This window comes from Pseudomonas sp. H3_E04 (assembly GCF_054668915.1).
On the sequence record NZ_CP162797.1, the window covers coordinates 4,965,196 to 4,990,501 of the forward strand.

General features: G+C 61.7%; 20 protein-coding genes and 1 pseudogene. 12 read left to right on the top strand and 9 right to left on the bottom strand.

The window, feature by feature from the left end; all coding sequences use genetic code 11:
* Positions 1–3: 3 nt before the first annotated feature.
* Positions 4–2,268, top strand: coding sequence for a DNA topoisomerase IV subunit A (parC, locus tag AB4N53_RS22370; RefSeq protein WP_460123372.1), 2,265 nt, complete (start codon positions 4–6; stop codon positions 2,266–2,268).
* 185 nt (positions 2,269–2,453) lie between these two features.
* On the top strand, positions 2,454–3,164 hold the full coding sequence (locus AB4N53_RS22375; RefSeq protein ID WP_039756820.1) for a PqiC family protein: 711 nt from the start codon (positions 2,454–2,456) through the stop codon (positions 3,162–3,164).
* A 231-nt stretch (positions 3,165–3,395) separates the two neighbouring features.
* Here the strand turns inward: AB4N53_RS22375 and AB4N53_RS22380 are convergent, their stop codons facing one another.
* Positions 3,396–4,907, bottom strand: a complete 1,512-nt coding sequence (locus tag AB4N53_RS22380) for an AhpA/YtjB family protein (RefSeq protein ID WP_460123376.1) — start codon at positions 4,905–4,907, stop codon at positions 3,396–3,398.
* 134 nt (positions 4,908–5,041) lie between these two features.
* Here AB4N53_RS22380 and serB point away from each other — a divergent pair, with 134 nt between their 5' ends.
* Complete coding sequence (gene serB, locus AB4N53_RS22385) at positions 5,042–6,256, top strand: phosphoserine phosphatase SerB (protein ID WP_460123379.1); 1,215 nt, start codon at positions 5,042–5,044, stop codon at positions 6,254–6,256.
* A gap of 103 nt (positions 6,257–6,359) precedes the next feature.
* Here serB and AB4N53_RS22390 read toward each other — a convergent pair whose 3' ends face one another.
* The 4 genes from AB4N53_RS22390 to AB4N53_RS22405 all read right to left on the bottom strand — a co-directional run bounded on the left by AB4N53_RS22390 (position 6,360) and on the right by AB4N53_RS22405 (position 11,449).
* On the bottom strand, positions 6,360–8,108 hold the full coding sequence (locus tag AB4N53_RS22390) for a molecular chaperone (protein ID WP_460123382.1): 1,749 nt from the start codon (positions 8,106–8,108) through the stop codon (positions 6,360–6,362).
* A 66-nt stretch (positions 8,109–8,174) separates the two neighbouring features.
* Positions 8,175–9,035: an archaetidylserine decarboxylase gene (gene asd / locus AB4N53_RS22395; RefSeq protein WP_024011354.1), complete on the bottom strand. Its 861-nt coding sequence runs from the start codon at positions 9,033–9,035 to the stop codon at positions 8,175–8,177.
* Positions 9,035–9,868: a thiosulfate sulfurtransferase gene (gene rhdA / locus AB4N53_RS22400; protein ID WP_460123385.1), complete on the bottom strand. Its 834-nt coding sequence runs from the start codon at positions 9,866–9,868 to the stop codon at positions 9,035–9,037. The genes asd and rhdA overlap by 1 nt, the downstream gene beginning before the upstream one ends.
* Before the next feature lie 42 nt (positions 9,869–9,910).
* A complete protein-coding gene (locus AB4N53_RS22405; protein WP_460123388.1) occupies positions 9,911–11,449 on the bottom strand; it encodes an HDOD domain-containing protein in 1,539 nt (512 codons plus the stop codon).
* Positions 11,450–11,614: 165 nt separating this feature from the next.
* Here AB4N53_RS22405 and motA point away from each other — a divergent pair, with 165 nt between their 5' ends.
* Complete coding sequence (gene motA / locus AB4N53_RS22410; RefSeq protein ID WP_024011357.1) at positions 11,615–12,466, top strand: flagellar motor stator protein MotA; 852 nt, start codon at positions 11,615–11,617, stop codon at positions 12,464–12,466.
* Positions 12,467–12,469: 3 nt separating this feature from the next.
* Positions 12,470–13,516: a flagellar motor protein MotB gene (gene motB, locus AB4N53_RS22415; protein ID WP_460123391.1), complete on the top strand. Its 1,047-nt coding sequence runs from the start codon at positions 12,470–12,472 to the stop codon at positions 13,514–13,516.
* 107 nt (positions 13,517–13,623) lie between these two features.
* Here the strand turns inward: motB and AB4N53_RS22420 are convergent.
* From AB4N53_RS22420 to rsgA, 3 genes and pseudogenes are all read right to left on the bottom strand, one after another.
* A pseudogene (locus AB4N53_RS22420) lies at positions 13,624–14,109 on the bottom strand (toll/interleukin-1 receptor domain-containing protein).
* Positions 14,109–15,068 carry a caspase family protein gene (locus AB4N53_RS22425; RefSeq protein WP_460123394.1) on the bottom strand — a complete coding sequence of 320 codons (960 nt, stop codon included), beginning with the start codon at positions 15,066–15,068 and terminating at the stop codon, positions 14,109–14,111. The pseudogene AB4N53_RS22420 and the gene AB4N53_RS22425 overlap by 1 nt, the downstream one beginning before the upstream one ends.
* Before the next feature lie 313 nt (positions 15,069–15,381).
* On the bottom strand, positions 15,382–16,413 hold the full coding sequence (rsgA, locus tag AB4N53_RS22430) for a small ribosomal subunit biogenesis GTPase RsgA (protein WP_024011360.1): 1,032 nt from the start codon (positions 16,411–16,413) through the stop codon (positions 15,382–15,384).
* 107 nt (positions 16,414–16,520) lie between these two features.
* On the opposite strand from rsgA, the gene orn reads away from it, so the two are divergent.
* Complete coding sequence (gene orn, locus AB4N53_RS22435; protein WP_016771957.1) at positions 16,521–17,063, top strand: oligoribonuclease; 543 nt, start codon at positions 16,521–16,523, stop codon at positions 17,061–17,063.
* 133 nt (positions 17,064–17,196) lie between these two features.
* Complete coding sequence (locus AB4N53_RS22440; RefSeq protein ID WP_186531741.1) at positions 17,197–17,808, top strand: trimeric intracellular cation channel family protein; 612 nt, start codon at positions 17,197–17,199, stop codon at positions 17,806–17,808.
* A gap of 33 nt (positions 17,809–17,841) precedes the next feature.
* Here the strand turns inward: AB4N53_RS22440 and queG are convergent, their stop codons facing one another.
* Positions 17,842–18,906, bottom strand: coding sequence for a tRNA epoxyqueuosine(34) reductase QueG (queG, locus tag AB4N53_RS22445; RefSeq protein WP_460123397.1), 1,065 nt, complete (start codon positions 18,904–18,906; stop codon positions 17,842–17,844).
* A gap of 63 nt (positions 18,907–18,969) precedes the next feature.
* On the opposite strand from queG, the gene AB4N53_RS22450 reads away from it, so the two are divergent.
* Genes AB4N53_RS22450 through miaA form a run of 5 tightly spaced genes read left to right on the top strand, consistent with a single transcriptional unit; the run spans position 18,970 to position 25,233 of the window.
* Entirely contained in the window at positions 18,970–20,469 is a 1,500-nt protein-coding gene (locus AB4N53_RS22450) for an NAD(P)H-hydrate dehydratase (protein WP_460123400.1), read from the top strand.
* The gene (gene tsaE / locus AB4N53_RS22455) at positions 20,457–20,927 is read left to right on the top strand and encodes a tRNA (adenosine(37)-N6)-threonylcarbamoyltransferase complex ATPase subunit type 1 TsaE (protein WP_460123403.1); all 471 of its coding nucleotides are present in this window, start codon (positions 20,457–20,459) and stop codon (positions 20,925–20,927) included. Before AB4N53_RS22450 ends, tsaE begins: the two co-directional genes overlap by 13 nt.
* Before the next feature lie 51 nt (positions 20,928–20,978).
* Entirely contained in the window at positions 20,979–22,358 is a 1,380-nt protein-coding gene (locus AB4N53_RS22460) for an N-acetylmuramoyl-L-alanine amidase (RefSeq protein WP_370593506.1), read from the top strand.
* Positions 22,355–24,262, top strand: a complete 1,908-nt coding sequence (gene mutL, locus AB4N53_RS22465) for a DNA mismatch repair endonuclease MutL (RefSeq protein ID WP_460123406.1) — start codon at positions 22,355–22,357, stop codon at positions 24,260–24,262. Before AB4N53_RS22460 ends, mutL begins: the two co-directional genes overlap by 4 nt.
* A complete protein-coding gene (gene miaA / locus AB4N53_RS22470) occupies positions 24,262–25,233 on the top strand; it encodes a tRNA (adenosine(37)-N6)-dimethylallyltransferase MiaA (RefSeq protein WP_460123409.1) in 972 nt (323 codons plus the stop codon). Before mutL ends, miaA begins: the two co-directional genes overlap by 1 nt.
* Positions 25,234–25,306 lie beyond the last annotated feature (73 nt).

The following is a 25,306-nucleotide window of genomic DNA, read 5'->3' on the forward strand; positions in this document are numbered from 1 at the left end:
CGCATGAGCGACTCCCTTGATCTCAGCCTGGACGGTGTAGAACGCCGCTCGCTGGCTGACTTCACCGAAAATGCCTACCTCAACTACTCCATGTACGTGATCATGGACCGCGCCTTGCCGCATATCGGCGACGGCCTGAAACCGGTACAGCGGCGTATCGTCTACGCCATGAGCGAGCTGGGGCTGGACGCCGATTCCAAGCACAAGAAATCGGCGCGTACCGTCGGTGACGTGCTCGGCAAGTTCCACCCCCACGGCGACTCGGCGTGCTACGAAGCGATGGTGCTGATGGCGCAGCCGTTCAGCTATCGCTACACGCTGGTCGACGGCCAGGGCAACTGGGGTGCGCCGGACGATCCGAAGTCCTTCGCCGCCATGCGTTACACCGAAGCGCGGCTGTCGCGCTATTCCGAAGTGCTGCTCAGCGAACTGGGCCAGGGCACCGCCGACTGGGGGCCAAACTTCGACGGCACCCTGCAGGAACCGCTGGTGTTGCCGGCGCGCCTGCCGAACATTCTGCTCAACGGCACCACGGGTATCGCCGTGGGCATGGCCACTGACGTGCCGCCGCACAACCTGCGTGAAGTCGCCACCGCCTGCGTGCGTCTGCTCGATGAGCCGAAAGCCACGGTCGAGCAGCTCTGCGAGCACATTCAGGGCCCGGACTATCCGACCGAAGCGGAAATCATCACCCCGCGCGCCGACCTGCTGAAGATGTACGAAACCGGCAAGGGCTCGGTGCGTATGCGCGCCGTGTACCACGTCGAGGATGGCGACATCATCGTCACCGCGCTGCCGCATCAGGTCTCCGGCGCCAAGGTGCTGGAGCAGATCGCCGCGCTGATGCAGGCCAAACCGTCGAAAGCGCCGCAGATCGCCGATCTGCGTGACGAATCCGACCACGAAAACCCATGCCGTATCGTGATCATCCCGGTCAACAGCCGCGTCGATCACGAAGCGCTGATGCAGCACCTGTTCGCCAGCACCGAGCTGGAGTCGACCTACCGGGTCAACGTCAACATCATCGGTCTGGACGGCAAGCCGCAACTGAAAAACCTGCGTGCGCTGCTGGTCGAATGGCTGCAGTTCCGCGTGCTGACGGTACGTCGCCGCCTGCAATTCCGCCTCGACAAGGTCGAACGTCGTCTGCACCTGTTGGATGGTTTGCTGATCGCCTACCTCAATCTGGATGAAGTGATTCACATCATCCGTACCGAGGAGCATCCGAAAGCCAAGCTCATCGAGCGTTTCGCCCTCAGTGAAATTCAGGCCGACTACATCCTCGACACCCGTTTGCGTCAGTTGGCGCGACTGGAAGAGATGAAGCTGCGCGACGAGCAGGACGAACTGCTCAAGGAACAAGCCAAGCTGCAAGCCCTGCTGGGCAGCGAAGCGAAGCTCAAGAAACTGGTGCGCACCGAGCTGCTCAAAGACGCCGAAACCTACGGCGACGACCGCCGCTCGCCTATCGTCGAGCGCGCGGAAGCCAAGGCGTTGAGCGAACACGATCTGCTGCCGAACGAGAAAGTCACTGTCGTGCTGTCGGAAAAAGGCTGGGTGCGTTCGGCCAAGGGCCATGACATCGACGCCACCGGTCTGTCGTACAAGGCTGGCGATGGCTTCAAGACCTCGGCGGCGGGACGCTCCAACCAGTTTGCGGTGTTCATCGACTCCACCGGCCGCAGCTATTCGGTCGCCGCGCACACCTTGCCGTCGGCCCGTGGACAGGGCGAACCGCTGACCGGCCGTCTGACGCCGCCACCGGGCGCATCGTTCGAATGCGTGCTGATGCCCGAAGACGATGCGCTGTACGTGATTGCCTCCGATGCCGGTTACGGCTTCGTGGTCAAAGGCGAAGATCTGCAAGCGAAGAACAAGGCCGGCAAAGCGCTGTTGAGCTTGCCGAACAACGCCAAGGTCATCGCGCCGCGCCCTGTGGCCGATCGTGAGCAGAACTGGCTGGCCTCGGTCACGACCGAAGGTCGCCTGCTGATCTTCAAAATCAGCGATCTGCCACAATTAGGTAAGGGCAAAGGCAACAAGATCATCGGTATCTCCGGTGAACGCGTGGCCAGTCGCGAAGAATATGTCACGGACATCGCCGTCCTGCCGGAAGGCGCCACCCTGGTGTTGCAGGCTGGCAAACGGACCCTGTCACTGAAAGCCGACGACCTCGAGCACTACAAAGGTGAGCGTGGCCGGCGCGGAAACAAACTTCCGCGCGGCTTTCAGCGGGTCGATGCGCTGCTCGTCGAAAACCTCAATTAGGCAAGAACGCCTTCCTAGAGCGTTCGATCTGCGATTAAACGCGTAGATCGACGCTTTGGCGCTGGAGTCGGAACGCATATTCACGGATGATATGGCCTTTCAAGCGCCGGCGTGGCCGAGCGTTCTTCATATTTATTGAGTATTTTCACTGTGGTCAGCCTTGTGGCGGCCACCTGGACGGGATGATGACTGCTCTACGCCCCCTTATTTTGTTGCTCGCCGGCGTTCTTGGCCTGGCGGGTTGCAGCGTTCACCAGCCGGTATCGCTGTATCAACTGGACAGCGGAAGTCCGGTTCAGCCTGCGCAAAGCGCGGGCATGGCGGTTTTGCTGGGGCCGGTAGTTGTTGCCGATTACCTGCAACGCGAAACCCTGCTGCAACGTCAACCCGACGGCAGCCTGCAAGCGGCGACCGACGGTCGTTGGGCTGGCAGCCTTTCGTCGGATATCGATCAGCTGCTGATGCGTCAGGTCGCCGGTCATTTGGACAGCCAGCGTGTGGTGCTGGCGCCTGCCACGGCCGGGTTCACGCCGGATGTGCAGGTGTTGCTGACCATCACTCGTCTGGATTCCGGAGCGAAGCAACCGGCTATTCTCGATGCGCAATGGCGTTTGATCGACCGTCGAGGCAAGGTGCGCGATAACCGCATCATTCATCTGCAGGAGTTGCACGCCGGCAGCACCGCTTCCCAGGTGCAGGCACAAGGTATCCTGTTGCAGCGTCTGGCCGAGCAGTTGTCGGTGGCGCTCAAGCCTCTGGCCAACCAGCCGCCAGTGGCCGAGGCACCGCGTAAAGCCGCGCCGAAACCCGCAGCGCCGGCGGCGGATGCTGAGAAGCAACCGAAGATTCCAATGGCCTCGCCGATCCGTACCGATATGGAAGTGTTCCGCTTCTGAGGCTGGAACGAGTCAGAACAGAGCCCGCCTTGTGCGGGCTTTGTTGTATCTGGGGGGCAGAGATTATTCGTCTTCAGCGCTGGCCCCTTCGCGAGCAGGCTCGCTCCCACAGGGCCTGCACGTCGCCGATCAAATGTGGGAGCGAGCCTGCTCGCGAAGGGGCCAGCGCAGGCAACAAAAAGCCCGCAGACAATCACTCGTCTGCGGGCTTTTGCGTATCTGGCCTAAGCCTTACGCCCGGCGCTCATGCATCCGCGCCAGTTGCCGCTCCAGCATCGACGGATAAGGCTCCATCAACCGCTCCACACAGCAAGCACCCTCGGGGCTGGCGATCGGCCGGATCCGCGCACGCTGGCGAATCAGCGCGTCATCGCTGATCTTGCGCTCGACCAGCAGCAGATTGCGGCTGTGTTGCGACAAGGCCAGTGCATCCTGGGCTGAATCGGTCAGCAGCAGATCAATCTGGCTCAGACCGAACAGTTCGTCGCCCAAGGTCAGGCCCAACTGCAATTGCAGGGTGATGCCGCTGTCCGCGACCTCGATCTGCAACTGATGGCCCAGAGCACGCAGCAGTTCGCCGCAGCAGATGGCATTGGTCAGGTAATCGTCGCCGCAATCTTCGGTGTGGAACAGCAACAGCGTGCTGCCATCGTTGAGGGTTTCGATTTCGCCCTGATACAGCGAAGCGGCCTGCTCGAGGCAGTCGCGATAGCGTTCCTGCAATTCTTCCAGACGTGCGCGCGGCAAGCGGCGCAGTTGTTCCTGCGAACCCAGTTGCACGGCCAGTACGGCGGTGTGCTGCGCAACGTCCGGGCTCGGTTTGCGCGTGAGCGATTGGGCGGCGCCGTTGAGCGATTCGTCGCGCAGGTCGGCGAAAGCGTCATCGTCATCATCGTCTTCGACGGTGCTGACCAAATGACGCGGTGCCGGTTTCTTCGCGGCCAGCGGGCGGCTTTCATCGAAGCTTGGATCGCGCAGGTTACGCACCTCGAATTCAGGCTCGTCTTCCTCCTCGGCGAATTCCGGCTCGGGTTCAGGCTCTGGCTCGGGCTCCGGGGCATAGCTGGCGTGCAGCTGGCGCGCCAGATCGCCGATTTCATCCTGACGATCAATGCCCGGAGTGTGCGCGTCGATCCGGCGCAGCCACACGCGCAATTGCAGCAATGGCGTCGACAGATAACGGCCCATGCGCAGGCTCAGGGCCAGCGACAGCGCCAACAGAATCGCGCTCAAAATGCCCATGCTCTGCAGGCTGATCGTCATCGGCTGCTGGAACTGATCCATATCGAGGCTGATGCGCAGTTGCCCGGCGGTCACGTCCTGGAAAGTGATCTTGCTCTCGTACATGCCCTCGGCTTCGCCCAGCAGGCTGTGCTTGGGACGCTGACCGGACTCGGCGAGGATGCGGTTGTCCACGCTGTAGATCGCCGCATGGGCGACCAGTTTGTTCTTGGTCAGGTTGTTGAGCAGCACATTGAGGCTGAGGATGTCGTTGGACACCAGCAGCTCGGTGGCTGACGTGGCGGTCTGCGTGGTCAGGCTTTCGCCCAGCGCATCGGCCTGCTCGTGCATGGCCTGCTTGAATTGCAGCCCCATCACCCCGGCATAGATCACCAGGGCCAGAGCGACCAGGATCACGTTGTGGCTGGCAATGCGCAATGCAATCGGTACACGGCGGTGGCGCAGTGCACGGAAGATCAGCAGGAAGAAGTTATCGGTTTTGACTGGCGTGGGCCGGTTCACTTGAGCTCGGCTCTTTGTCCGTGAAGTTGACGCGCAGTATAGCGACAGGCCCCAGACCGGCAAAGCGCTCGCGGTGCCCGATGGTCACTGAAAGTGGGTAGAATGCGGTTTTTTTCCAGTTGCGGGGGTGCGCGTTGCGCGAAATCGTCCTGATTAACATCACGGGAGTCGACCGTCCGGGTCTGACGGCGGCCATCACCGGTGTTCTGGCACAAGGTGGGGTGAACATTCTCGACATCGGTCAGGCGGTGATCCACGACACCCTGTCGTTCGGCATCCTGGTTGAAATTCCCGATTCCGAACAAGGCAAATCGGTGCTCAAGGACATCCTGTTCAAGGGCTACGAACTGGATCAGCAGGTGCGTTTCACCCCGGTGTCCGAAGAGGACTACCAGCAGTGGGTAGGCAATCAGGGCAAGAAACGCCATATCGTTACCCTGCTGACGCGCAAGGTCACTGCCGGCCAGTTGCAGGCGGTCAGCGCGATCACCGCCAAATATGGGCTGAACATCGACCATATCGACCGTCTGTCGGGGCGCATGCCGCTGGACACACCGGCCGACAAGGGCAAGGGCTGCATCGAATTTTCCGTACGCGGCGAAGCGGCCGATCCGCAGGCGCTGCGCGCCGAATTCCTCAGCGTTGCCCAGGAATTGAACGTCGATATCGCCTTCCAGGAAGACTCGCTGTTCCGACGCAATCGGCGTCTGGCCGTATTCGACATGGACTCGACCCTCATCGAAGCAGAAGTCATCGATGAGCTGGCCAAGGCAGCAGGCGTGGGTGATCTAGTGTCCGAAATCACCGAGCGCGCCATGGCCGGCGAGCTGGATTTCCGCGCCAGCTTCAAGGAGCGTCTGGCGCTGCTCAAGGGCCTCGACGTCAGCGTGCTCGACTCGATCGGCGCTTCGCTGCGTTTGACCGAAGGCGCCGAAACCCTGTTCGCCGAGCTCAAGCGTCTCGGCTACAAGACCGCGATTCTGTCTGGCGGCTTCACTTATTTCGCCAAGCAACTGCAGGCCAGGCTTGGCATCGATTACGTATTCGCCAACGAGCTGGAAGTGGTCGACGGCAAGTGCACCGGCGTGGCGATCGAGCCGATTGTCGATGCGCAGCGCAAGGCTGACTTGCTCAAGGAACTGGCACACAAGGAAGGCTTGCGTCTGGAGCAGACCATTGCCGTCGGCGACGGCGCCAACGATTTGCCGATGCTGGCGATTGCCGGGCTGGGCGTGGCGTTCCGCGCCAAACCGCTGGTCAAACAGTCGGCGAAGCAGGCGATTTCGACGCTGGGGCTCGATGGTGTGTTGTATCTGCTGGGCTTCCGGGATCGCGACGGGCAGCTCTGAGATCTCCATAAGCTGATCTGGCCTCTTCGCGAGCAGGCTCGCTCCCACAGGAAATCTCATTCCAGTGTGGGAGCGAGCCTGCTCGCGAAGGCCGCGCCTCGGTCTACAACGAATTCCACAACGAATCAAAATCCTCTTCGCCCCCGCCATTCTGCGCAGGATCCAGCGAGCGATAGGCGAACTGGTTGAAGCTGTGCGTACTCGCCACCCGCCGATCCAGCCCGGCGCGGTGTTCCTCGCCCTGAGTGTTGATCAACACCTTGTTGCCTTCCTGAAACGGCAGACGCGGCGCGAGTAAGGTGGCCGGCACATCGATCGCACTGATTTCCGGCAGCAGCAAGCCGCGCAAATACTGGCTGTGATCGTCTTTCGTCCGTACCAGTTGCAGACCGCACGGCTGCGCGTGGGGCGCGACCAGTTCGATGCCCATCTGCGTGCCGCTGCCCCGCACCTGGCGGATCCAGCGAATCACCGCAATGCTCCAGCCTGTGTTCTCGCTGTCCTGAATGCCGAGCATTTCCCCGGCCTGCAATTCGGCCGGCACCTCGCTCGGCCAGGCCAGGCAATAGCCGCCGGGGCTGTGATTGATCACCGGCAAGGCGTACGTCGGATAATTCGGCGCATTGCCGGGGCCGTCGTCCTCGCTCAACTGGTCGTACTGGATTTCCTCGTACGGCAACAGCTCATCGTTGCTTTGCGGGGCGGCGTCGAACGCTTGGCTCCAGCTGTCCTTTTCGCCGTTGGCCACCACGCTGCTGAAATTTGCCGCGCGGGCACCGGGATGTTTGAGCAACTCGCTGAAGGTGCGCTCGCCGCCGAGGTAGAAGTGCAGGGCGCTCATGCCGACGCACACAGTCAAGGTGCCTTGGCCGGCGATGCGCTGAAAGCTGCGTTCCGCCGCTTGGCCCCAAGTGGCATGGAGATGTTGCAGGGTGTCGACGCTGAGACCGGCAGAGACGGGCAAAGGTGTCGAAGTCGGCTGGTGCAGCAAGTGCGTTTCGAGCTGTTTGACCAGCGGTTGCGGATCGAAGCCCAGCAGTCCGCTCTGTTGTTCGCTGCGAAACATCTTGCGATAGCGTGGGCCGACATCGAGTTCCGGGCTGACCGCAAACAGGCCGTCGTCGGCGCTTCCGGGATGCAGCTTGAGCAGGGCGCTCCACGGCTCGATTACCTCCGCCAGTCTGGCAATCTGGCTCTGACGCAATTGATTGCAACGGGCGCTGCCCAATAGCAGTGCGGCGATGTAGGTCTGTTCGACGCTCAGTTCGCTGGTCAAAAAGGCCAGATCATCGCGCAGCCGTCGTTGTTGCAGCTGCAATTGCGCAGCGCTGCGATACAGCTGATGCAATGCGAACCACAGGTACTCCGGCGGTGAACTGTACAGCTGCGTGGCGCGCACCAGTTGCGCCTTGAGGGCATGCGCCGCGCGTTGCACTGCTGTGCTGACCAGCGTCGCCCGATCCTTGCTGTATTTGGGCAGGATGCGCAGAACGATCTGTTGATAGCCGATGGCCAACTGACCTTGCAGCGCCTGACACAGATTGCTGACTTTGCGCGAACGCTCGTCGAGCATGATCGCCTGATGCAGAAAGTGCCGCTCCAGATGCTGGCAGACGAAATACACCTCGGGCCGCAGCAGTTCCAAGAGTTGCAGGCGATTATCGCTGGGGGTGAGCAACAGGTTCAGTTCGCCCAGGCCTTGATAGAGCAGGCGGGCGGTTTCGCCGATGTTGGCCTTGGGCAGGCCGGCGATCCAGCGCTTGAGGTCGCGCGGGCTGGCGTCGCAGAACGACAGACGCGTTTGCGTGGGAATCGGCACGCGCAGCGTGGGAGAAAAGTTGGTCTGGCTCATGAGCAAAACCATAGCAGCAAATGCCGCGGTTTGCGGAAGCAGCCTCGGCTGCTTCCGCGAACAGGGTCACGCTTTCGGCAGTGCCAGCCCTTGGCCCATCTGCACTGGCGAACCGGCCACCAGTTCTTCGGCCCACTTCACCTGATCCGGGCCAAACAGCACGATTGCGGTCGAACCGAGCTTGAAGCGTCCCAGTTCCGCGCCTTTTTCCAGATGAATCGGTGCGCGTGCGGCTTCGTCGTAGCGGAAGGTTTTCAGCTCGCGCTTCGGTGGTGTGACCAAGCCGGCCCACACGGTTTCGATCGAAGCCACGATCATCGCGCCCACCAGCACCACGGCCATCGGCCCGCGTTCTGTATCGAAAATGCACGCCACACGCTCGTTGCGGGCGAACAGCTCCGGGACGTTTTCGGCGGTGGTCTGGTTCACCGAGAAAATCCGCCCCGGGATGTAGACCATTTCGCGCAGGGTGCCGGCCAGCGGCATGTGCACGCGGTGGTAGTCCTTCGGCGACAGGTAAATGGTGGCAAAGTCGCCGCCCATGAACGGCGCTGCGTTGGCCGCATCACCGCCGAGCAATTCGAGCACACTGAAACTGTGGCCCTTGGCCTGGAACACGCGACCGTGCTCGATCGGGCCGAGCTGGCTGACCGCACCGTCGGCCGGGCTGAGGATTGCGCCCGGAGTTTCGTCCAGTGGACGCGCGCCGTCTTTCAGGGCGCGCGTGAAGAATGCGTTGAAGTGCTCGTAAGCGGTCAGGTCTTCGACCAGTGCTTGCGACATGTCCACTTGATAACGCTTGGCGAACCATTGGGTGAAGGCATTCTTGAACCAGCGCACGCGGCATTCGGCGATGCAGCCGGCCAGGCGCGACAGCAGGTGATGCGGCAGCAGGTACTGACTGAGGATAAACAGACGCTCTTTCATTAGTTGTCCTTAAAACCTTGAATCTCGACAGGCGTGTCAGGGTGGTTGCCCCATTCGCCCCAGGAACCGGCGTAGCCCTTGACCCGCGGATAACCGAGGGCTTTGGCCACCAGATAAGTGAAGCCCGACCGGTGATGGGTCTGGCAGTGGGTAATGATTTCCTTGTCCTTGGTGATCCCGAGCTGTTCGAGGATCTGCGGCATGTCGCTGCGGATGCGCAACTGACGCGTATGGTCCATGCCGGCGGTCCATTCGAAATTGACCGCGCCGGGGATGTGTCCACCCTTGGCAGCGAGGACTTTTTCGCCGGAATATTCCAGCGGCCCGCGCGCATCCCAGATCGCCAGATCCGCTGCACCGAGGCGGCTTTGCAGGTATTCGCGGGTGGCGGTCGGTTCGTCGTGCAGGCTCAGCGAAAGGGGGGCACCGACAACGGGTGGTACCTGGATCGACATCGGCATACCGTCCGCCAGCCAGGCCGGCAAACCACCGTCTATATAGTGGTACTTGTCGTGGCCAATGACGTCGAGCAGCCAGATGAAACGCCCGGCCCATCCACCGCCCTCGTCGTCATACACCACATAGACCGCGTCTTTGCGATGACCGAGCTCACCAAACAACGCCTCCAGATCGGCTTTCGCCGGCATCAGCCCCGGCGCCGGTGGCTGGCCGAGCTGGGTGCGTTTCGGGTCGACAAAACGTGCGCCGGGCAAGTGACCTTCGGCATACCGGGCAGGGCTGGTCAGGTCCACCAGAATCAGTTCCGGGGACTCCAGACGCGGCAGCAGGTCGCTCGGCTCGATGACAAGCGGCAAGCCAGAGAAGTCAGACATGTGAGGTCTCCAGAGCACAAAGGGGAGGATTGTAGCGCAGGCTCATTGGCCACGGCTGCTAAAGCTGTGCAGGGCTTTTTCAATGCACTGCGCGGTTTTGCCGAAGGCTTGCACGGTGATGTCGGCGAACGGCCCGCCGCCCTGATCGGCCACGACGATCATGATCACCCGGCCGTTGTTGACCAATGAACGCAGGAACAGATGCTCACCACGAAACAGCGTGCGCAGGCTCGCCGGTAACAAGGCAGAAAATTGCGCGTTGTTCTCCGGCGTGATCCGCACCTGCGCCTGTTGAGCGAGCAGACGCTGCAGGACTTTGCTCTGGCTGACGACCAGACTCAGCGCCGCTGCCTCCTTCGGCAAGCCGGCGGTCTGGTGTGCACGCAGGGTCGAGTGCGTGCGGTCGGCCATCAGAATCATCACCCGGCGCATGCCGCTGGCCACCAGTGCCTCGCGGGCGGCGACGGTCAGGCTCATGGCGTTGGTGAAGCGGCTGGGCTCGGCGAGCAGTTCAGCGCATTGCCGACGCCACTGGCTCAGATCATCCGCATTTGGCGCTGCGGCCGGGAGCATGCCGGCCGGCAACCGGCGAGTGCCCCACGGCCAGATCAGCGAAACCGCCGGGTGCCACAAATCAGGCATCGCATGCTGACGCGCGCTGTTCGCCGCTTGCTGGTGCAACTGTTGCTGCACTTCGTCCATGGAGATCTGCAGATAGAGGCTGGTCAGGTACTGCCAGCGCTTGCTGTGCGGACTGTCCCAGGCCTGTTGCGCCGACAGCGCCAGGCCGTTGGCGAGCAGCACGGTATTCGCCGGCTGGTTGAGCCAGCGGCGTAGCGTCGGGTCTTCGTCAAGGCGATTCTGCTGGCGCAGCGGGTGTTCACTGTCGCGGGCGATGCGCAGCACTTTGACCAGTTCGCGTTGTTCGCTGAGCAGCAATTTGTAGCCTTGCTCGACCCAGATCGGCAGGTGCCAGGCCTGGACCAGTGCCTCGGCAATCCTCAACAGGCGCACGCCGAACAACTGCTTTTCGACCACACGCGCCGATTCGCCCTTGTGGATCACGCGCAATTCCCACTCTTCGAGCAGTTGCGGGTAGGTCAGTGCCAGTGGCCACAGCGGCGACAAAAACAGCAAGCTGCCCCAATGGATGTCCTGCCACAGTCGCGCCAGGCGACTGGCAAAAAAACCGTTGGCCTGCTGTGTCGCGTGTTGGCTGATCAACTGCAATTGGCGCAAAGCCTTGGGGATCTGCCGGTGCGGTTCGGCGGGCAGGCGCGCGAGCAATTCTTCGGTGCGCGCAAGGCCCAGGCGATTGATTGCAACCTCGAGATTTTCCGCTGGCGCGGCCATGGTGCCGTGGGTGTGACGATTCGCCTCACGGATGATGCTCAAGGCCAGCGCCGGGCTGTCCTGCATCAGATCGGCAATGTCGCGCAGCGAGCTGCGATTGTCGCGGATCGCCCGGCAGACTTTGTCGTGAGCCTCTTGCGGCACGGGCAGACGGACGCTGTCGAGCAGCTTGACCCACGCCTGGAGGGTGGTCGGTTTTACCGACGCAATGTTCGTTTCATTAGCCATGTCTGGACAAGATCTTCACTGACTGTAGACGCGCCCGGCATGGGCTAAATTGGCTTTTCGCCTGAACTGGCTATAGTCTGGCGCAGTTTTGCCGATAAGTAGAAGAAGAGATTTTTTAACTTCCGAATATGACCTTGAACCCGACTCAGTAAGTACCTTCTACCTATGGCTAAAATTATCGGCATCATCGTCGTATTCGCGAGCGTGCTCGGCGGATACGTGCTCTCCCACGGCAAGATTGCCGCCCTGATCCAGCCTTTCGAGGTGATGATCATCGGCGGTGCGGCCCTCGGCGCATTCCTCCAGGCCAACCCTGGTTATATGACGATGCACGTGCTCAAGAAATCCCTGAGCATGTTCGGTTCGCGCTTCACCCACACCTTCTATCTGGAGGTGCTCGGGCTGATCTACGAGATCCTCAACAAGAGCCGCCGCGAAGGCATGATGGCGATTGAAGGCGACATCGAAGATGCGGCCGCGAGCCCGATTTTCGCCAAGTACCCGGCGGTGCTCAAGGATGAACGCATGACCGCGTTCGTCTGTGATTACCTGCGCATCATGTCCTCCGGCAACATGGCTCCGCACGAACTCGAAGGCCTCTTCGACATGGAGCTGTACAGCCTCAAGGAAGACCTCGAGCACCCATCGCACGCAGTCAACGGCATCGCCGACGGCATGCCCGGTTTCGGTATCGTTGCGGCGGTACTCGGTATCGTGGTGACCATGGCCTCGCTGGGCGAGGGTGACCAGGCGTCGATCGGTCTGCACGTGGGTGCGGCACTGGTCGGGACCTTCTTCGGTATCCTCGCGGCGTACGGTTTCTTCGGTCCGCTGGCGCACTCCCTGGCCCACGATGCCAAGGAAGAACTGAACGTCTACGAAGCCATCAAGGCCTCGCTGGTGGCTTCGGCGTCCGGCATGCCGCCGTCGCTGGCGGTCGAGTTCGGGCGCAAGGTTCTGTACCCGGCGCACCGTCCGAGCTTCGCCGAGCTGGAACAAGCGGTTCGCGGTCGTTAAGAAATGGAAAATAATCAGCCGATCATCGTCAAGCGCGTCAAGCGCATTGCCGCCGGGCACCACGGCGGGGCGTGGAAAATCGCTTTCGCCGACTTCGCCACGGCAATGATGGCGTTCTTTCTGGTGCTGTGGCTGCTGTCCACCGCCACACCGGAACAGAAGATCGCCATCGCCGGTTATTTCAAGGACCCGGTCGGCTTCTCCGAAAGCGGCACGCCGTACATCATCGATCTCGGTGGTACGCCGACCCTGGCGCCGGAGAACACCCTCAACCCGGAAGTGAAGTCACAGCCGCAACCGGACAAGGTTACGGTCGATACCGATCAGGTTGAAGGCATGGCCGAGCAGGTCGAGAAAGAACGTCTCGAGCTGTTGCTGCAAGAATTGCAGAACAAGGTCGACGAGAACCCGCAACTGCAGAAATTCAAGGATCAGATCCTTTTCGAGATCACGCCGAACGGCTTGCGCATCCAGATCATGGACGCCGAGAACCGGCCGATGTTCGACTCCGGTTCCGCACGCCTGAAGCCGTACTTCGAAGACATCCTGCTGGCCATGGCCGACACCATCAAAGCGGTGCCGAACAAGATCAGCATCAGCGGCCACACCGACGCCAAGCCTTACATCGGCACTGGCGACTATGGCAACTGGGAACTCTCGGCCAACCGCGCCAATGCCGCGCGTCGGGCCCTGGTCGCCGGCAGCTACCCGGATGCGCAGGTCGCGCGAGTGGTCGGTTATGCCTCGTCGGCCCTGTTCGATCGGGAAAACCCGTTCAACCCGGTCAACCGCCGGATCGACATTGTCGTGCTGACCAAAAAGGCCCAGGCCGCTATTGAAGGTGCGCAGGGTCCTGAGGCAGCGAAACCGGCGGATCAGGGTCAGAACGGTGCTGCTCCGGTAGCCCCGGTTGATCCGAATGCGTTGCCGGCGGACAAACAGCCAGTGCCGGCCCATGAGCTGCGCGAGCGCTTGAATCTGTTTGACGATGCGGCGCCGAAACCGGCTGAGCCGGGTGGGGCGACGCCAGCGCCTGCGCCGAAGCAGTAAGTGACAAAAAAGCCGACAGTGATGTCGGCTTTTTTGTGGCTGTCGCTTTCATGTCGCGGATTTTTTCGTAGCGCTACGACAATGATCGGGGGCGGGACTGTGAGGGCTCAGAATCCCCGACGAATCCGGTTCTTCAGCTGTTCATGAAACATCTCTGCATCGCGCTTGTACGCGCCTTTCACCGAGTCGCTGAACGAATCCAGGGTGATCGAGCGCTGGTTCGACACCTCATCACGATACGCATCGATAAAGAAATCCAGATCGCTGGCCGTGCTCAGCTTCGGCCACTTGTCCAGGTAGATCGGCAATTGCGCCGGCCCGGTCTTGAACGTACAGATCCGCCGATTGCTGATTGTTGCCTCGCCAATTTCGAATGGCACTCACCACGACAGTGCAGTCTTCTCCGACACTACCGCCAGCAGATGCGTGCACTCGGTGATGTTGCGGGTAATGACCCCGGTGATGTCGTCGGTGGTCTGCGATTCCGGATCCAGCACGTCGAGGTAAGTCCTGATCTTCGCCTGGGTCAGGCGGGTGTTGATGGCGATCGCATGGGCGCGATCCATGTGGCGATAGCTGATAAAGACTGGCATCAGAAATGTCCTTTGAGGGCGAGTTCGCGGTAATAGGCACCGAGTGCCGTCAAGCGGCAGCCGGTCGAGTGAATGGCGGCGTAGTACATGTGCTCGGCGTCGACCGGTTCGATCAGGCTGTGACGATTGCACTTCTGCAACTGGGCGAAGACCTCGCCGTGCTCAGGCACGAACGCCTTTTCGGTGGGTTCATAGCTGGGGTCGAGCGGCAGGACCGATTCGGCTTCGGCGAACCAGTCCGGCAATTTGCGCAGGATCTCCTTGGGAATCAGTGGCGAGACTTCGCGCAGGGAAATGAACTGCGACACATTGGTCTTGAACACCGGGCGCTGCTCCCAGGCGCCGAGCGCGTTGTCGACGAAGGAATACAGGCTGCCGGGGGTGATCCTGCCGAGAATATTCGCCGCGCCGCCATGCAGCGCTTGCAGGAGCAGGCCGGTGAACACGCCATGCTGCGCGCCCTCCAGCGCCGGCTCGGCTTTTTTACACGCCGTGAGGATGGTCATGCCCTCGCCGACCATGCTGCTCTCGCTGCGCAAGGCGCGCACTTCGCCGGCCGCACCGCTTTCGCAGCAGTCGAGGATGATCACTTTGTTTTTGATCCGCGTGGCCTTGTCCGCCCAGTTGAGGATGTCGCTGATGCGGATGCCGTCCTTGGCGTTGCGGTAGTCCTGCGCGATCAACATGCCTTCGTCAGTATCGGCGTCGAAACCACCATGACCGGCGAAATACAGCAGGGCGACGTTGCAGTCACCGGAAAACAACTCGCGAATCTGGTCTTCGAGTTTTTGCCGGCTCAGATAATCCTCGGCGGACGTCAACAGGACATTCTTGAAGTTGGGGTCGCCGTTGGCGTTGGTTTTCAGCACCGACGCCATGGCCATGGCGTCGTTGCAACAGCCGCTCAGCCCGCCGATATGCGTGTAATCGTTGATGCCGATGAACAGTCCCTTGCGCATGGTCACACCGCCGTTTGCAGGCGGATCGCGCCGACGATGCTGGGGGCGTTGCACAAGTGGGCGTAGCGAGACGAATGGCTGATGTATAAAACACAGGTTGGCATGGCTTTCCTCGAAGGTCGCTGTGAGCGAAGGAGGAAAGGAATGTAGGCCGCTGGCGCAGGCCTACAAGCTCTGCGCAATAAAACAGAAAGGTCCTGCAAGCAGGCGCGCAAAAGCCTACAGACAAGGCTGATGTTTAAGAGGGAGAGGCGTGCGTCAGATGCAGTCCGACAACCGGCAGCCCATCGCGCAGGGCTGCCGGCGTGGCTGTTTAATAGCCGTTTTCAGGCAGGCTGGCGATGATCGAACGGTAACTGTTCATCCGTTGCTGCTGGATGCGGCCATCTTCGAGCGCCTTGAGCAGGGCGCAGCCCGGTTCGCGGTCGTGCTTGCAGTCGCGGAAACGGCAAGTGCCGAGGAGATCGTCGAACTCGATGAAACCGGCTTCGACGTCGGCGCGGCTGACGTGGCCCAGACCGAATTCGCGGATGCCCGGGGAGTCGATCAGTTCACCGCCACCGGGGAAATGGAACAGCCGCGCAGTGGTGGTGGTGTGCGTGCCCTGACCGGACAGCTCGGACAACGGCCCGACACGGGTTTCGACTTCCGGCAACAAGCTGTTGACCAGCGACGACTTGCCGACGCCGGACTGGCCGACGAATACGCTGATGCGCCCGTCGAGCTGCTTTTGCAGTTGCTCCATGCCGTCGCCGTGATGCGCCGAGACTTCCAGTACCGGATAACCGAGCGTGCGGTACACCGCCAGCAACGCGTTCAGCGCCGGGGCGTTCTGCTCGTCGATCAGGTCGAATTTGTTCAGCAGCAGAAGCGGACGGATGCCGGCGTGTTCGGCGGCGACCAGGTAGCGGTCGATCAGGTTGGCATGCGGCTCGGGCAGCGGCGCGAACACGATGACGATCATGTCGACGTTGGCGGCAACCGGCTTGAGCTGGCCACGACTGTCGGGACGGCACAGTTCGGTGCTGCGCGGCAGTTGCGCGACGATCACGCCAATGCCTTGGTTGCCGGCGCGCCAGACGACTTTATCGCCGGTGACCAGCGCCGGCAGGTTGGCGCGCAAGTGGCAGCGGAACACTTGACCGGCGAGTTCGCCGTCAACGGCCTCGACTTCGACCTGCACACCGAAGTGGGCGATCACCAGGCCGTGTTGCTCAGGGCCGAGGTCGCCGCCCTCGAGGGCCTCGACCGCCGAGGACTCGCGTTTGGCGGCGCGTGCGGCGCGCTCGCCCTGAATCTTTTCGATGCGCCAGTTTTGACGACGATTGAGTTGGCGTTTGGCCATGGGTGTTCCGTCTGAAGAATGCAGCGATTAGGTAAAACGGCCGCGAGTTTAGCACGCCCGGCCACCGGCCTAGGCTAAACTGCGCAGCATTGCCTAGGAGCCCGAATATGCAAAACCCGCAGAACCTGATCTGGATCGACCTGGAAATGACCGGTCTGGACCCGGACAACGACGTGATCATCGAAATGGCCACCATCGTCACCGACAGTGAACTGAACACCTTGGCCGAAGGCCCGGTGATTGCCATCCACCACAGCGACGAAGTGCTCGCGCGCATGGACGAGTGGAACACCCGCACCCACGGCAATTCCGGCCTGACCCAGCGGGTGCGTGACAGCCGCATCAGCATGGCCGAAGCCGAGGCTGAAACCATCGCCTTCTTGGAAAAGTGGGTGCCGAAGGGCAAGTCGCCGATCTGCGGCAACAGCATCTGCCAGGACCGTCGCTTCCTTTATACCCACATGAAGGCGCTGGAAAGCTACTTCCACTATCGCAACCTCGACGTCTCGACGCTCAAGGAACTGGCCGCGCGATGGGCGCCGGACGTGCGCGACAGCTTCAAGAAGGGCAGCACCCACCTGGCACTGGATGACATCCGCGAATCGATTGCCGAGCTGCAGCACTACCGCAAGCACTTCATCAAGTTCTGATGGTTTCGCGAGCCGGCTCGCTCCCACACAGAGTGCACCTCATGTGAGAGCGAGCCTGCTCGCGAAAGTCCGCCCTCTTCTGGTGCGGCGCTGAAATGGCTAGACTGCGCGCCTTCCTGCCTGGACTGCCACCATGTTGCTGATGCTCTATCTGATCGCCATCACTGCCGAAGCCATGACTGGCGCGCTGTCCGCCGGACGACGTGGCATGGACTGGTTCGGCGTGGTGCTGATCGCCTGCATCACCGCGCTGGGCGGTGGTTCGGTGCGCGACGTCTTGCTCGGGCACTACCCGCTGACCTGGGTCAAACACCCGGAATATCTGGTGCTGACCTCTGTGGCGGCGATGTTTACCGTGTTCACGGCCCGCTGGATGCGCCATCTGCGTTCGCTGTTTCTGGTGCTCGACGCAGTGGGACTGGTTGCATTCACCTTGATTGGCTGCATGACGGCGCTGGAAATGGGCCACGGCATGCTGGTGGCCTCGGTCAGCGGCGTCATTACCGGAGTGTTCGGCGGAATTCTGCGAGACATCTTCTGCAACGACATTCCGCTGATCTTCCGTCGTGAGCTTTACGCCAGCGTCTCGTTTGCCGCTGCATGGTGCTACATGCTTTGCCTGTATCTGAATGTGCCAGGCGAGCAGGCGATTCTGATTACGCTGTTCGGTGGCTTCCTGCTACGCCTGCTGGCGATCCGTTTTCATTGGGAAATGCCCAAGTTTGTCTATAACGATCAGCCCTGACGCGATCCCTGTACAGGAGCCGCCGAAGGGCGGTTATCCGATTTCGTGTTGTTTCAAAGCCCACTCGACGTGTTCTTTCACCAACTCTGATGGATAGTCCCGGCGCGCCTTCAAGGCTTCCAGCACGGGAATGCTCGACGGTGCGTTACCCAGTCCCACCGCCAGATTCCGCAGCCAGCGCTCATAACCGGCCCGGCGTAGCGGCGAGCCTTCGGTGCTGCTGAGGAATTTTTCTTCATTCCACAAAAACAGCTCGGCCAGTTCGGCGTTATCCAGATTGTGCCGAGGCTTGAAGTCGCTTTCCCCGGTCGGACGGGCGAAACGGTTCCACGGGCAGACGATCTGGCAGTCATCGCAGCCGAATACCCGATTGCCAATCAACGGCCGCAACTCTTCGGGAATCGCGGTTTTCAGCTCAATGGTCAAATAGGAAATGCAGCGCCGAGCGTCCAGCACGTATGGGCCGACAAAGGCGTTGGTCGGGCAGATGTCGAGGCATGCGGTGCAACGCCCGCAATGTTCGGTGCTGTGCGGCTCGTCCACCGGCAGCGGCAGGTCGACGAACAGTTCGCTGAGGAAGAAATAACTTCCAGCCTTGCGATTGAGCACCAGAGTGTTTTTGCCGATCCAGCCCAGCCCGGCCTGTTCGGCGATGGCTTTTTCCAGCACCGGCGCGCTGTCGACGAAGGCGCGGAAACCGAAGGGTCCGATCTGCGCCTGGATCCTGTCGGCCAATTGTTGAACACGTTTACGGATCAATTTGTGGTAATCGCGGCCCAAGGCATAACGCGACACGTAAGCCTTTTCCGGTTCAGCCAGGCGTTTGGCCATTTCGGTATCGCCCGGCAGGTAGTCCATGCGCAGGGAAACCACGCGCAAAGTGCCCGGCACCAGTTCTTCCGGGTGTGAACGTTTGCTGCCATGGGCGCCCATGTAGTCCATGTCGCCGTGATAGCCCGCCTCAAGCCAGCGTTGCAGATGCTGCTCGTGCTCGGCCAGGTCCAGGCCGCTGATGCCGACTTGCTGGAAGCCCAGCTCGCGGCCCCAATCCTTGATCGATTGGGCGAGGGCGGGCAGGTCTGTGGTGATGGCGGACATGAGGCGAGAGAAACCGGAGCTGAGGTGCGTATAATTCTGCCAGACATCGGAGCCCGAAGACGCATGCCGCAGACGAAAGATGAATTACCCGACGCGCTGTATCGCGCCGCGCAGGTGCGCGAGCTCGACGCGCGGCTGATCGCCGCCGGTACGCCGGGCTTCGAATTGATGCAGCGCGCCGCCCGCGCCACGTGGCGCGCCGTGGTGCGCAAATGGCCGGGCGCGAACGAGCTGACCGTGCTCGCCGGGCACGGCAACAATGCCGGCGACGGTTATCTGGTGGCCGGGCTGGCGCTGCGGGCCGGTTGGACGGTGCGCGTGCTCGCCGTCGGCGATCCGCAGCGTTTGCAGGGTGATGCCGCATTGGCCCATGCCGAATCGGTGGCCGCAGGTGTTGTGGTGCAAGGCTGGCAGGCGCAGAACGAGCTGCGCGGTGTCGTCCTCGATGCATTGCTCGGCACTGGCCTGAGCGGCGAAGTGCGTGAGCCGTATGCGTCGGCGATCAAGGCTATCAACGCCTGCGGTTGGCCGGTAGCGGCGGTCGATATTCCTTCCGGGCTGTGCGCCGATACCGGGCGTGAACTGGGTGTCGCGGTACGCGCCGATCTCACGGTGACATTCATTGGTATGAAAGTCGGGCTGTTGACCGGCGATGCGGCAGATCATATCGGTGAGCTGGTCTTCAACGATCTGCAAGCCACTGCCGAAACCTTCACTGACATTCCCTTCTGCGCTCGCCGCTTGAGCGCCGCCAATCTTCCAGCGCTTGCGCCGCGTGCGCCGACTTCGCACAAGGGCCGCTTTGGCCATGTGCTGTTGATCGGCGGCGATCATGGTTTCGGCGGAGCGATTCTGCTCAGCACGGAAATGGCCTTGCGCGGCGGAGCGGGCATGGTTTCGCTGGCGACTCGCCCAGAGCATGTGCCGGCGGCGCTGACTCGGGTCCCAGAGGCGATGGCGCTCGGCACTTCTTCAGCCAATCAACTGATGGGGCTGCTGGAAAAGGTTTCAGTGCTGGTGGTCGGGCCGGGCCTCGGTCAGGCCAGTTGGGGGCGCGCCTTGTTGTCGGCCGCCGCCAATGCACCGTTGCCACAGGTGTGGGACGCTGACGCGTTGAACCTGCTGGCCAGCGATTTTGTCCAGTTGCCCAAGGATTGCGTGATTACCCCGCATCCGGGTGAAGCGGCACGCTTGCTCGGCATCAGCACTGTCGAAGTGCAGGCCGATCGCCCGGCCGCTGCATTAGCGTTGAGTAAAAAGTATTCAGCGGTAGTGGTTCTGAAAGGCGCCGGTAGTTTGATCGCCCATCCCGATGCACGTCTGGCCCTGTGTCATCAGGGCCATCCGGCGATGGCCACGGGCGGGTTGGGTGATGTGCTGGCCGGTCTGATCGGCGCATTGCTGGCCCAAGGCATGGACGCATTCGGCGCGGCATGCCTGGCCGTCTGGCTGCACGCCAACGCGGGTATGCAACAAGGCAAATTCGGCCGTGGGCTGGCGGCCAGTGATCTGATTCCAGCCATTCGTCAGTTGTTGGAGGAGCAAGCACCGTGTCTGAAGTAACCCTGTACCTGGCCGATGAACAGGCGATGAGCGACTTTGGCGCACGGATCGCCCGCGTCACCCAGGGTCATGGCCTGATTTTTCTCGAAGGCAACCTGGGCATGGGCAAAACCACCCTGTCGCGGGGCATCATTCGCGGTTTGGGCCATGTCGGCGCGGTAAAAAGTCCGACCTTCACATTGGTCGAGCCCTACGAGATCGGTGACATTCGCGCCTTTCACTTCGACCTGTATCGCCTGGTCGATCCGGAGGAACTGGAGTTTCTCGGCATCCGCGACTACTTCGAAGATGATGCCCTGTGCCTGATCGAGTGGCCCGATAAAGGTGCAGGCTTTTTGCCAAAGCCTGACCTGACCATTACCATTGGCCCGCAAGACAGCGGGCGTTCGCTGAAAATTTTGTCCCAGGGCTCGCGTGGCGAGGCCTGGTGTGCCGCTTTGGCATTGGAATCCAATTAAATGATGGGGTTTGGTATGCGCTTTCGCGCGTTGGTGGCTGCCGCTGGACTGATGTTGATGGCAGTAACCGTCAACGCTGTGGCCGATTCAAAGGTCAACAGCGTGCGCCTGTGGCGGGCGCCGGACAACACGCGACTGGTTTTCGACCTGAGCGGCCCGGTGCAACACAGCGTTTTCACCCTGACCGCGCCGGATCGGCTGGTGATCGACATCAATGGCGCCACCCTCGGCGCGCCCTTGAATGTGCAGACCGCGAACACGCCGATCACCGCGATGCGCTCAGCCCAGCGCACGCCGACCGACCTGCGGGTGGTCATCGACCTGAAAAAAGCCGTCACCCCGAAAAGCTTCTCGCTGGCGCCGAACGCGCAGTACGGCAACCGCCTGGTGGTTGATCTGTTCGACAACCCGGCCGATGCCGCGCCGCCGCCAGCACCGACGCCGTCGGTGGCTACCGTGCCGGCAGTGCCGGTGACCCCGACCGAACCGGCGATCAAGCTGCCGCCAGCCCCGGCCGGCAAGCGTGACATTATCGTCGTGATCGACGCCGGCCACGGTGGTGAAGATCCGGGCGCGTCCGGCTCGCGCGGCCAGCGTGAGAAAGACGTGGTGCTGCAGATCGCTCGCGAATTGCAGCGTCAGGTCAACGGCATGAAAGGCTTCCGCGCCGAGCTGACCCGTACCGGCGACTACTTCATTCCATTGCGCGGGCGAACCGAAATCGCCCGCAAGAAAGGCGCCGACCTGTTCGTCTCGATCCACGCCGACGCCGCGCCGTCCGCAGCCGCGTTCGGTGCGTCGGTGTTCGCTCTGTCCGATCGTGGCGCTACGTCCGAGACCGCCCGTTGGCTGGCCGACAGTGAAAACCGTTCCGACCTGATCGGCGGTGCCGGCAACGTCAGCCTCGACGACAAGGACCGCATGCTCGCCGGTGTGTTGCTCGACCTGTCGATGACCGCGTCGCTGACCTCCAGCCTCAACGTCGGCCAGAAGGTCCTGACCAACATCGGTCGCGTCACGCCGCTGCACAAGCAGCGCGTGGAACAGGCCGGTTTCATGGTGCTGAAGTCGCCGGACATTCCGTCGATCCTGGTCGAAACCGGCTTCATTTCCAACGCCAACGAAGCGAACAAGCTGTCTGCGTCGAGCCACCAGCAGGCGCTGGCCCGTTCGATCAGCAGCGGCGTGCGTCAGTTCTTCCAGCAGAATCCACCACCGGGCACCTACATCGCCTGGCTGCGTGATTCCGGCAAGATTGCTCAAGGCCCGCGCGATCACCGTGTCGGTCCGGGGGAAACCCTCGCAATGATCGGCGTGCGCTATCAGGTTTCGCCGGCCACTCTGCGTGCCGCCAACAACCTGAAAAGCGATGAGCTGAAAGTCGGTCAGCACCTGACCATTCCCGGCACCGAACTGGCGTCGAAAGAATGAACCAGGTATTGAACGCTGCGCGCATCGAGCTGCTCAGCCCACGGCTGGCCAACCAGATCGCCGCTGGTGAGGTGGTCGAGCGCCCGGCTTCGGTGATCAAGGAACTGCTGGAAAACAGCCTCGACTCCGGCGCCAAGCGTATCGACGTCGATGTCGAGCAAGGCGGCGTCAAGTTGCTGCGCGTGCGCGATGACGGCAGCGGTATTTCTGCCGATGACCTGCCGCTGGCCCTGGCCCGGCACGCCACCAGCAAGATTCGCAACCTCGAAGACCTCGAGCAGGTGATGAGCCTGGGTTTCCGTGGTGAGGCGCTGGCGTCGATCAGCTCCGTGGCACGATTGACCCTGACCTCGCGCACCCGCGATGCCGATCAGGCCTGGCAGGTCGAGACTGAAGGCCGGGACATGGCGCCGCGCGTGCAGCCGGCGGCGCATCCGGTCGGCACTTCGGTGGAAGTCCGCGACCTGTTTTTCAACACTCCGGCCCGGCGCAAATTTCTCAAGACTGAAAAAACCGAGTTCGATCACCTCCAGGAAGTGATCAAGCGTCTGGCGCTGGCGCGTTTCGATGTGGCTTTTCATTTGCGCCACAACGGCAAGACCATCCTCAGCCTGCACGAGGCCCACGATGATGCGGCTCGTGCGCGGCGTGTGGCGGCGATCTGTGGTTCGGGGTTCCTCGAACAGGCTCTGCCGATCGAGATCGAACGCAATGGCTTGCACCTGTGGGGCTGGGTCGGTTTGCCGACCTTTAACCGCAGTCAGGCGGACTTGCAGTATTTCTTTGTAAACGGCCGAGCGGTGCGCGACAAACTGGTCGCCCACGCGGTACGCCAGGCTTACCGCGATGTGCTGTTCAACGGTCGGCACCCGACCTTCGCGCTGTTTTTCGAGGTCGATCCGGCAGCGGTAGACGTTAACGTGCACCCGACCAAACACGAAGTGCGTTTCCGTGACGGGCGCATGGTCCACGACTTCCTGTATGGCACGCTGCACCGTGCGCTGGGCGATGTGCGCCCGGAAGATCAACTGGCCGGCTCGGTCACCACGGCGATCGTTCGGCCGAGCGGGATCGAGGCGGGCGAATTCGGCCCACAGGGGGAGATGCGTCTGGCCGCCAATGCGCTGCTGGAGCAGTCGCAGGCGCAACCGGCGTTCAACACGTCATCCGGCGCCAGCGCTGGCGGCGCTTATCAGTATCAATACACGCCGCGTCCGCAATCGACGGTGCCCGCTGCCGAGGCCCAAGCTGCTTACAAAGAGTTCTTCGCGCCACTGCCAGAAGCCAATGCCAGCGCGCTGCCGACCGGTCAGGAAGATATTCCGCCGCTCGGCTATGCACTGGCGCAGCTCAAGGGCATCTATATCTTGTCCGAGAACGCCCATGGCCTGGTGCTGGTGGACATGCATGCCGCCCACGAGCGGATCATGTACGAGCGCCTGAAGATCGCCATGGCCAGCGAAGGTCTCAGCGGCCAGCCGTTGCTGGTGCCGGAGTCGCTGGCGGTCAGTCAGCGCGAGGCCGATTGCGCTGAAGAACATGCGGCGTGGTTTCAGCGTCTCGGTTTCGAATTGCAGCGCCTTGGCCCGGAAACCCTGGCGATCCGGCAGATTCCCGCATTGCTCAAGCAGGCCGAAGCCAATCGACTGGTCGGCGACGTGCTTTCGGATTTGATGGAATACGGCACTAGCGACCGTATCCAGGCGCACCTCAACGAACTGCTCGGCACCATGGCCTGCCACGGCGCGATCCGCGCCAACCGGCGTCTGGCTCTGCCGGAAATGAACGGCCTGCTGCGTGATATGGAAAACACCGAGCGCAGCGGTCAATGCAACCATGGCCGACCGACCTGGACCCAATTGGGCCTGGACGATCTGGACAAACTGTTCCTGCGCGGTCGTTGATGAGCCAGCTTCCACCAGCGATTTTCCTGATGGGCCCGACCGCTGCGGGCAAGACCGACCTGGCCATTGAGCTGACCAAGGTGCTGCCGTGCGAATTGATCAGTGTCGATTCGGCGCTGGTCTATCGCGGCATGGACATCGGCACGGCCAAACCCTCGAAAGAACTGCTCGCCGAATATCCGCACCGTCTGATCGACATTCTCGATCCTGCTGAGGCGTATTCCGCTGCAGATTTCCGCCGCGACGCCCTGCAGGCCATGGCCGAAATCACTGCGCGGGGAAAAATCCCGCTGCTGGTCGGCGGCACGATGCTGTATTACAAGGCTTTGGTCGAAGGTCTGGCGGACATGCCGGCAGCCGATCCCGAGGTCCGTGCGCAGATCGAGGCAGAAGCTGCACGCCTGGGTTGGCAAGCGCTGCACGAGCAGTTGGCGCAGATCGATCCGGTGTCGGCGGCGCGCATTCATCCCAATGATCCGCAGCGCTTGAGTCGGGCACTGGAAGTCTATCGAGTCAGCGGACAGAGCATGACCGCCCTGCGTGAGCAACAATCTGCGCAAAGTACTGAAGCAGCCGCTTCGGGACGCCAACAATTACCCTATACTGTCGCGAACCTGGCCATTGCTCCGGCGAATCGGCAGGTTCTGCACCAGCGAATTGAACAAAGATTCACAAATATGGTGGAACAGGGGTTCATCGACGAGGTCGTAGCCCTGCGTAAAAGAAGTGACCTGCATTCGGGGTTGCCGTCTATACGTGCGGTAGGCTACCGCCAAGTCTGGGATTATCTGGACGGCAAGCTGACATTGGCCCAGATGCAGGAGCGCGGCATCATCGCCACGCGCCAATTGGCCAAACGCCAGTTTACCTGGCTGCGCAGCTGGGACGATTTGCACTGGCTGGACAGTCTTGATTGCGACAATCTGCCACGCGCCTTGAAATACCTTGGGACCATCTCCATATTGAGCTGAGTCCTTGCAATTGCCGTCTATCCTTGGGGGTGTGACGGCCGAAGCCATCTGAATTTATCTGTTTTTATTATTG

Bases quoted from the DNA above. Each gene is read 5' to 3' on its own strand.
- parC (WP_460123372.1), top strand. From the start codon at position 4: ATGAGCGACTCCCTTGATCTCAGCCTGGACGGTGTAGAACGCCGCTCG.
- AB4N53_RS22375 (WP_039756820.1), top strand. From the start codon at position 2,454: ATGACTGCTCTACGCCCCCTTATTTTGTTGCTCGCCGGCGTTCTTGGC.
- AB4N53_RS22390 (WP_460123382.1), bottom strand. From the start codon at position 8,108: ATGAGCCAGACCAACTTTTCTCCCACGCTGCGCGTGCCGATTCCCACG.
- asd (WP_024011354.1), bottom strand. From the start codon at position 9,035: ATGAAAGAGCGTCTGTTTATCCTCAGTCAGTACCTGCTGCCGCATCAC.
- rhdA (WP_460123385.1), bottom strand. From the start codon at position 9,868: ATGTCTGACTTCTCTGGCTTGCCGCTTGTCATCGAGCCGAGCGACCTG.
- AB4N53_RS22405 (WP_460123388.1), bottom strand. From the start codon at position 11,449: ATGGCTAATGAAACGAACATTGCGTCGGTAAAACCGACCACCCTCCAG.
- motA (WP_024011357.1), top strand. From the start codon at position 11,615: ATGGCTAAAATTATCGGCATCATCGTCGTATTCGCGAGCGTGCTCGGC.
- motB (WP_460123391.1), top strand. From the start codon at position 12,470: ATGGAAAATAATCAGCCGATCATCGTCAAGCGCGTCAAGCGCATTGCC.
- AB4N53_RS22425 (WP_460123394.1), bottom strand. From the start codon at position 15,068: ATGCGCAAGGGACTGTTCATCGGCATCAACGATTACACGCATATCGGC.
- rsgA (WP_024011360.1), bottom strand. From the start codon at position 16,413: ATGGCCAAACGCCAACTCAATCGTCGTCAAAACTGGCGCATCGAAAAG.
- orn (WP_016771957.1), top strand. From the start codon at position 16,521: ATGCAAAACCCGCAGAACCTGATCTGGATCGACCTGGAAATGACCGGT.
- AB4N53_RS22440 (WP_186531741.1), top strand. From the start codon at position 17,197: ATGTTGCTGATGCTCTATCTGATCGCCATCACTGCCGAAGCCATGACT.
- queG (WP_460123397.1), bottom strand. From the start codon at position 18,906: ATGTCCGCCATCACCACAGACCTGCCCGCCCTCGCCCAATCGATCAAG.
- AB4N53_RS22450 (WP_460123400.1), top strand. From the start codon at position 18,970: ATGCCGCAGACGAAAGATGAATTACCCGACGCGCTGTATCGCGCCGCG.
- AB4N53_RS22460 (WP_370593506.1), top strand. From the start codon at position 20,979: ATGTTGATGGCAGTAACCGTCAACGCTGTGGCCGATTCAAAGGTCAAC.
- mutL (WP_460123406.1), top strand. From the start codon at position 22,355: ATGAACCAGGTATTGAACGCTGCGCGCATCGAGCTGCTCAGCCCACGG.
- miaA (WP_460123409.1), top strand. From the start codon at position 24,262: ATGAGCCAGCTTCCACCAGCGATTTTCCTGATGGGCCCGACCGCTGCG.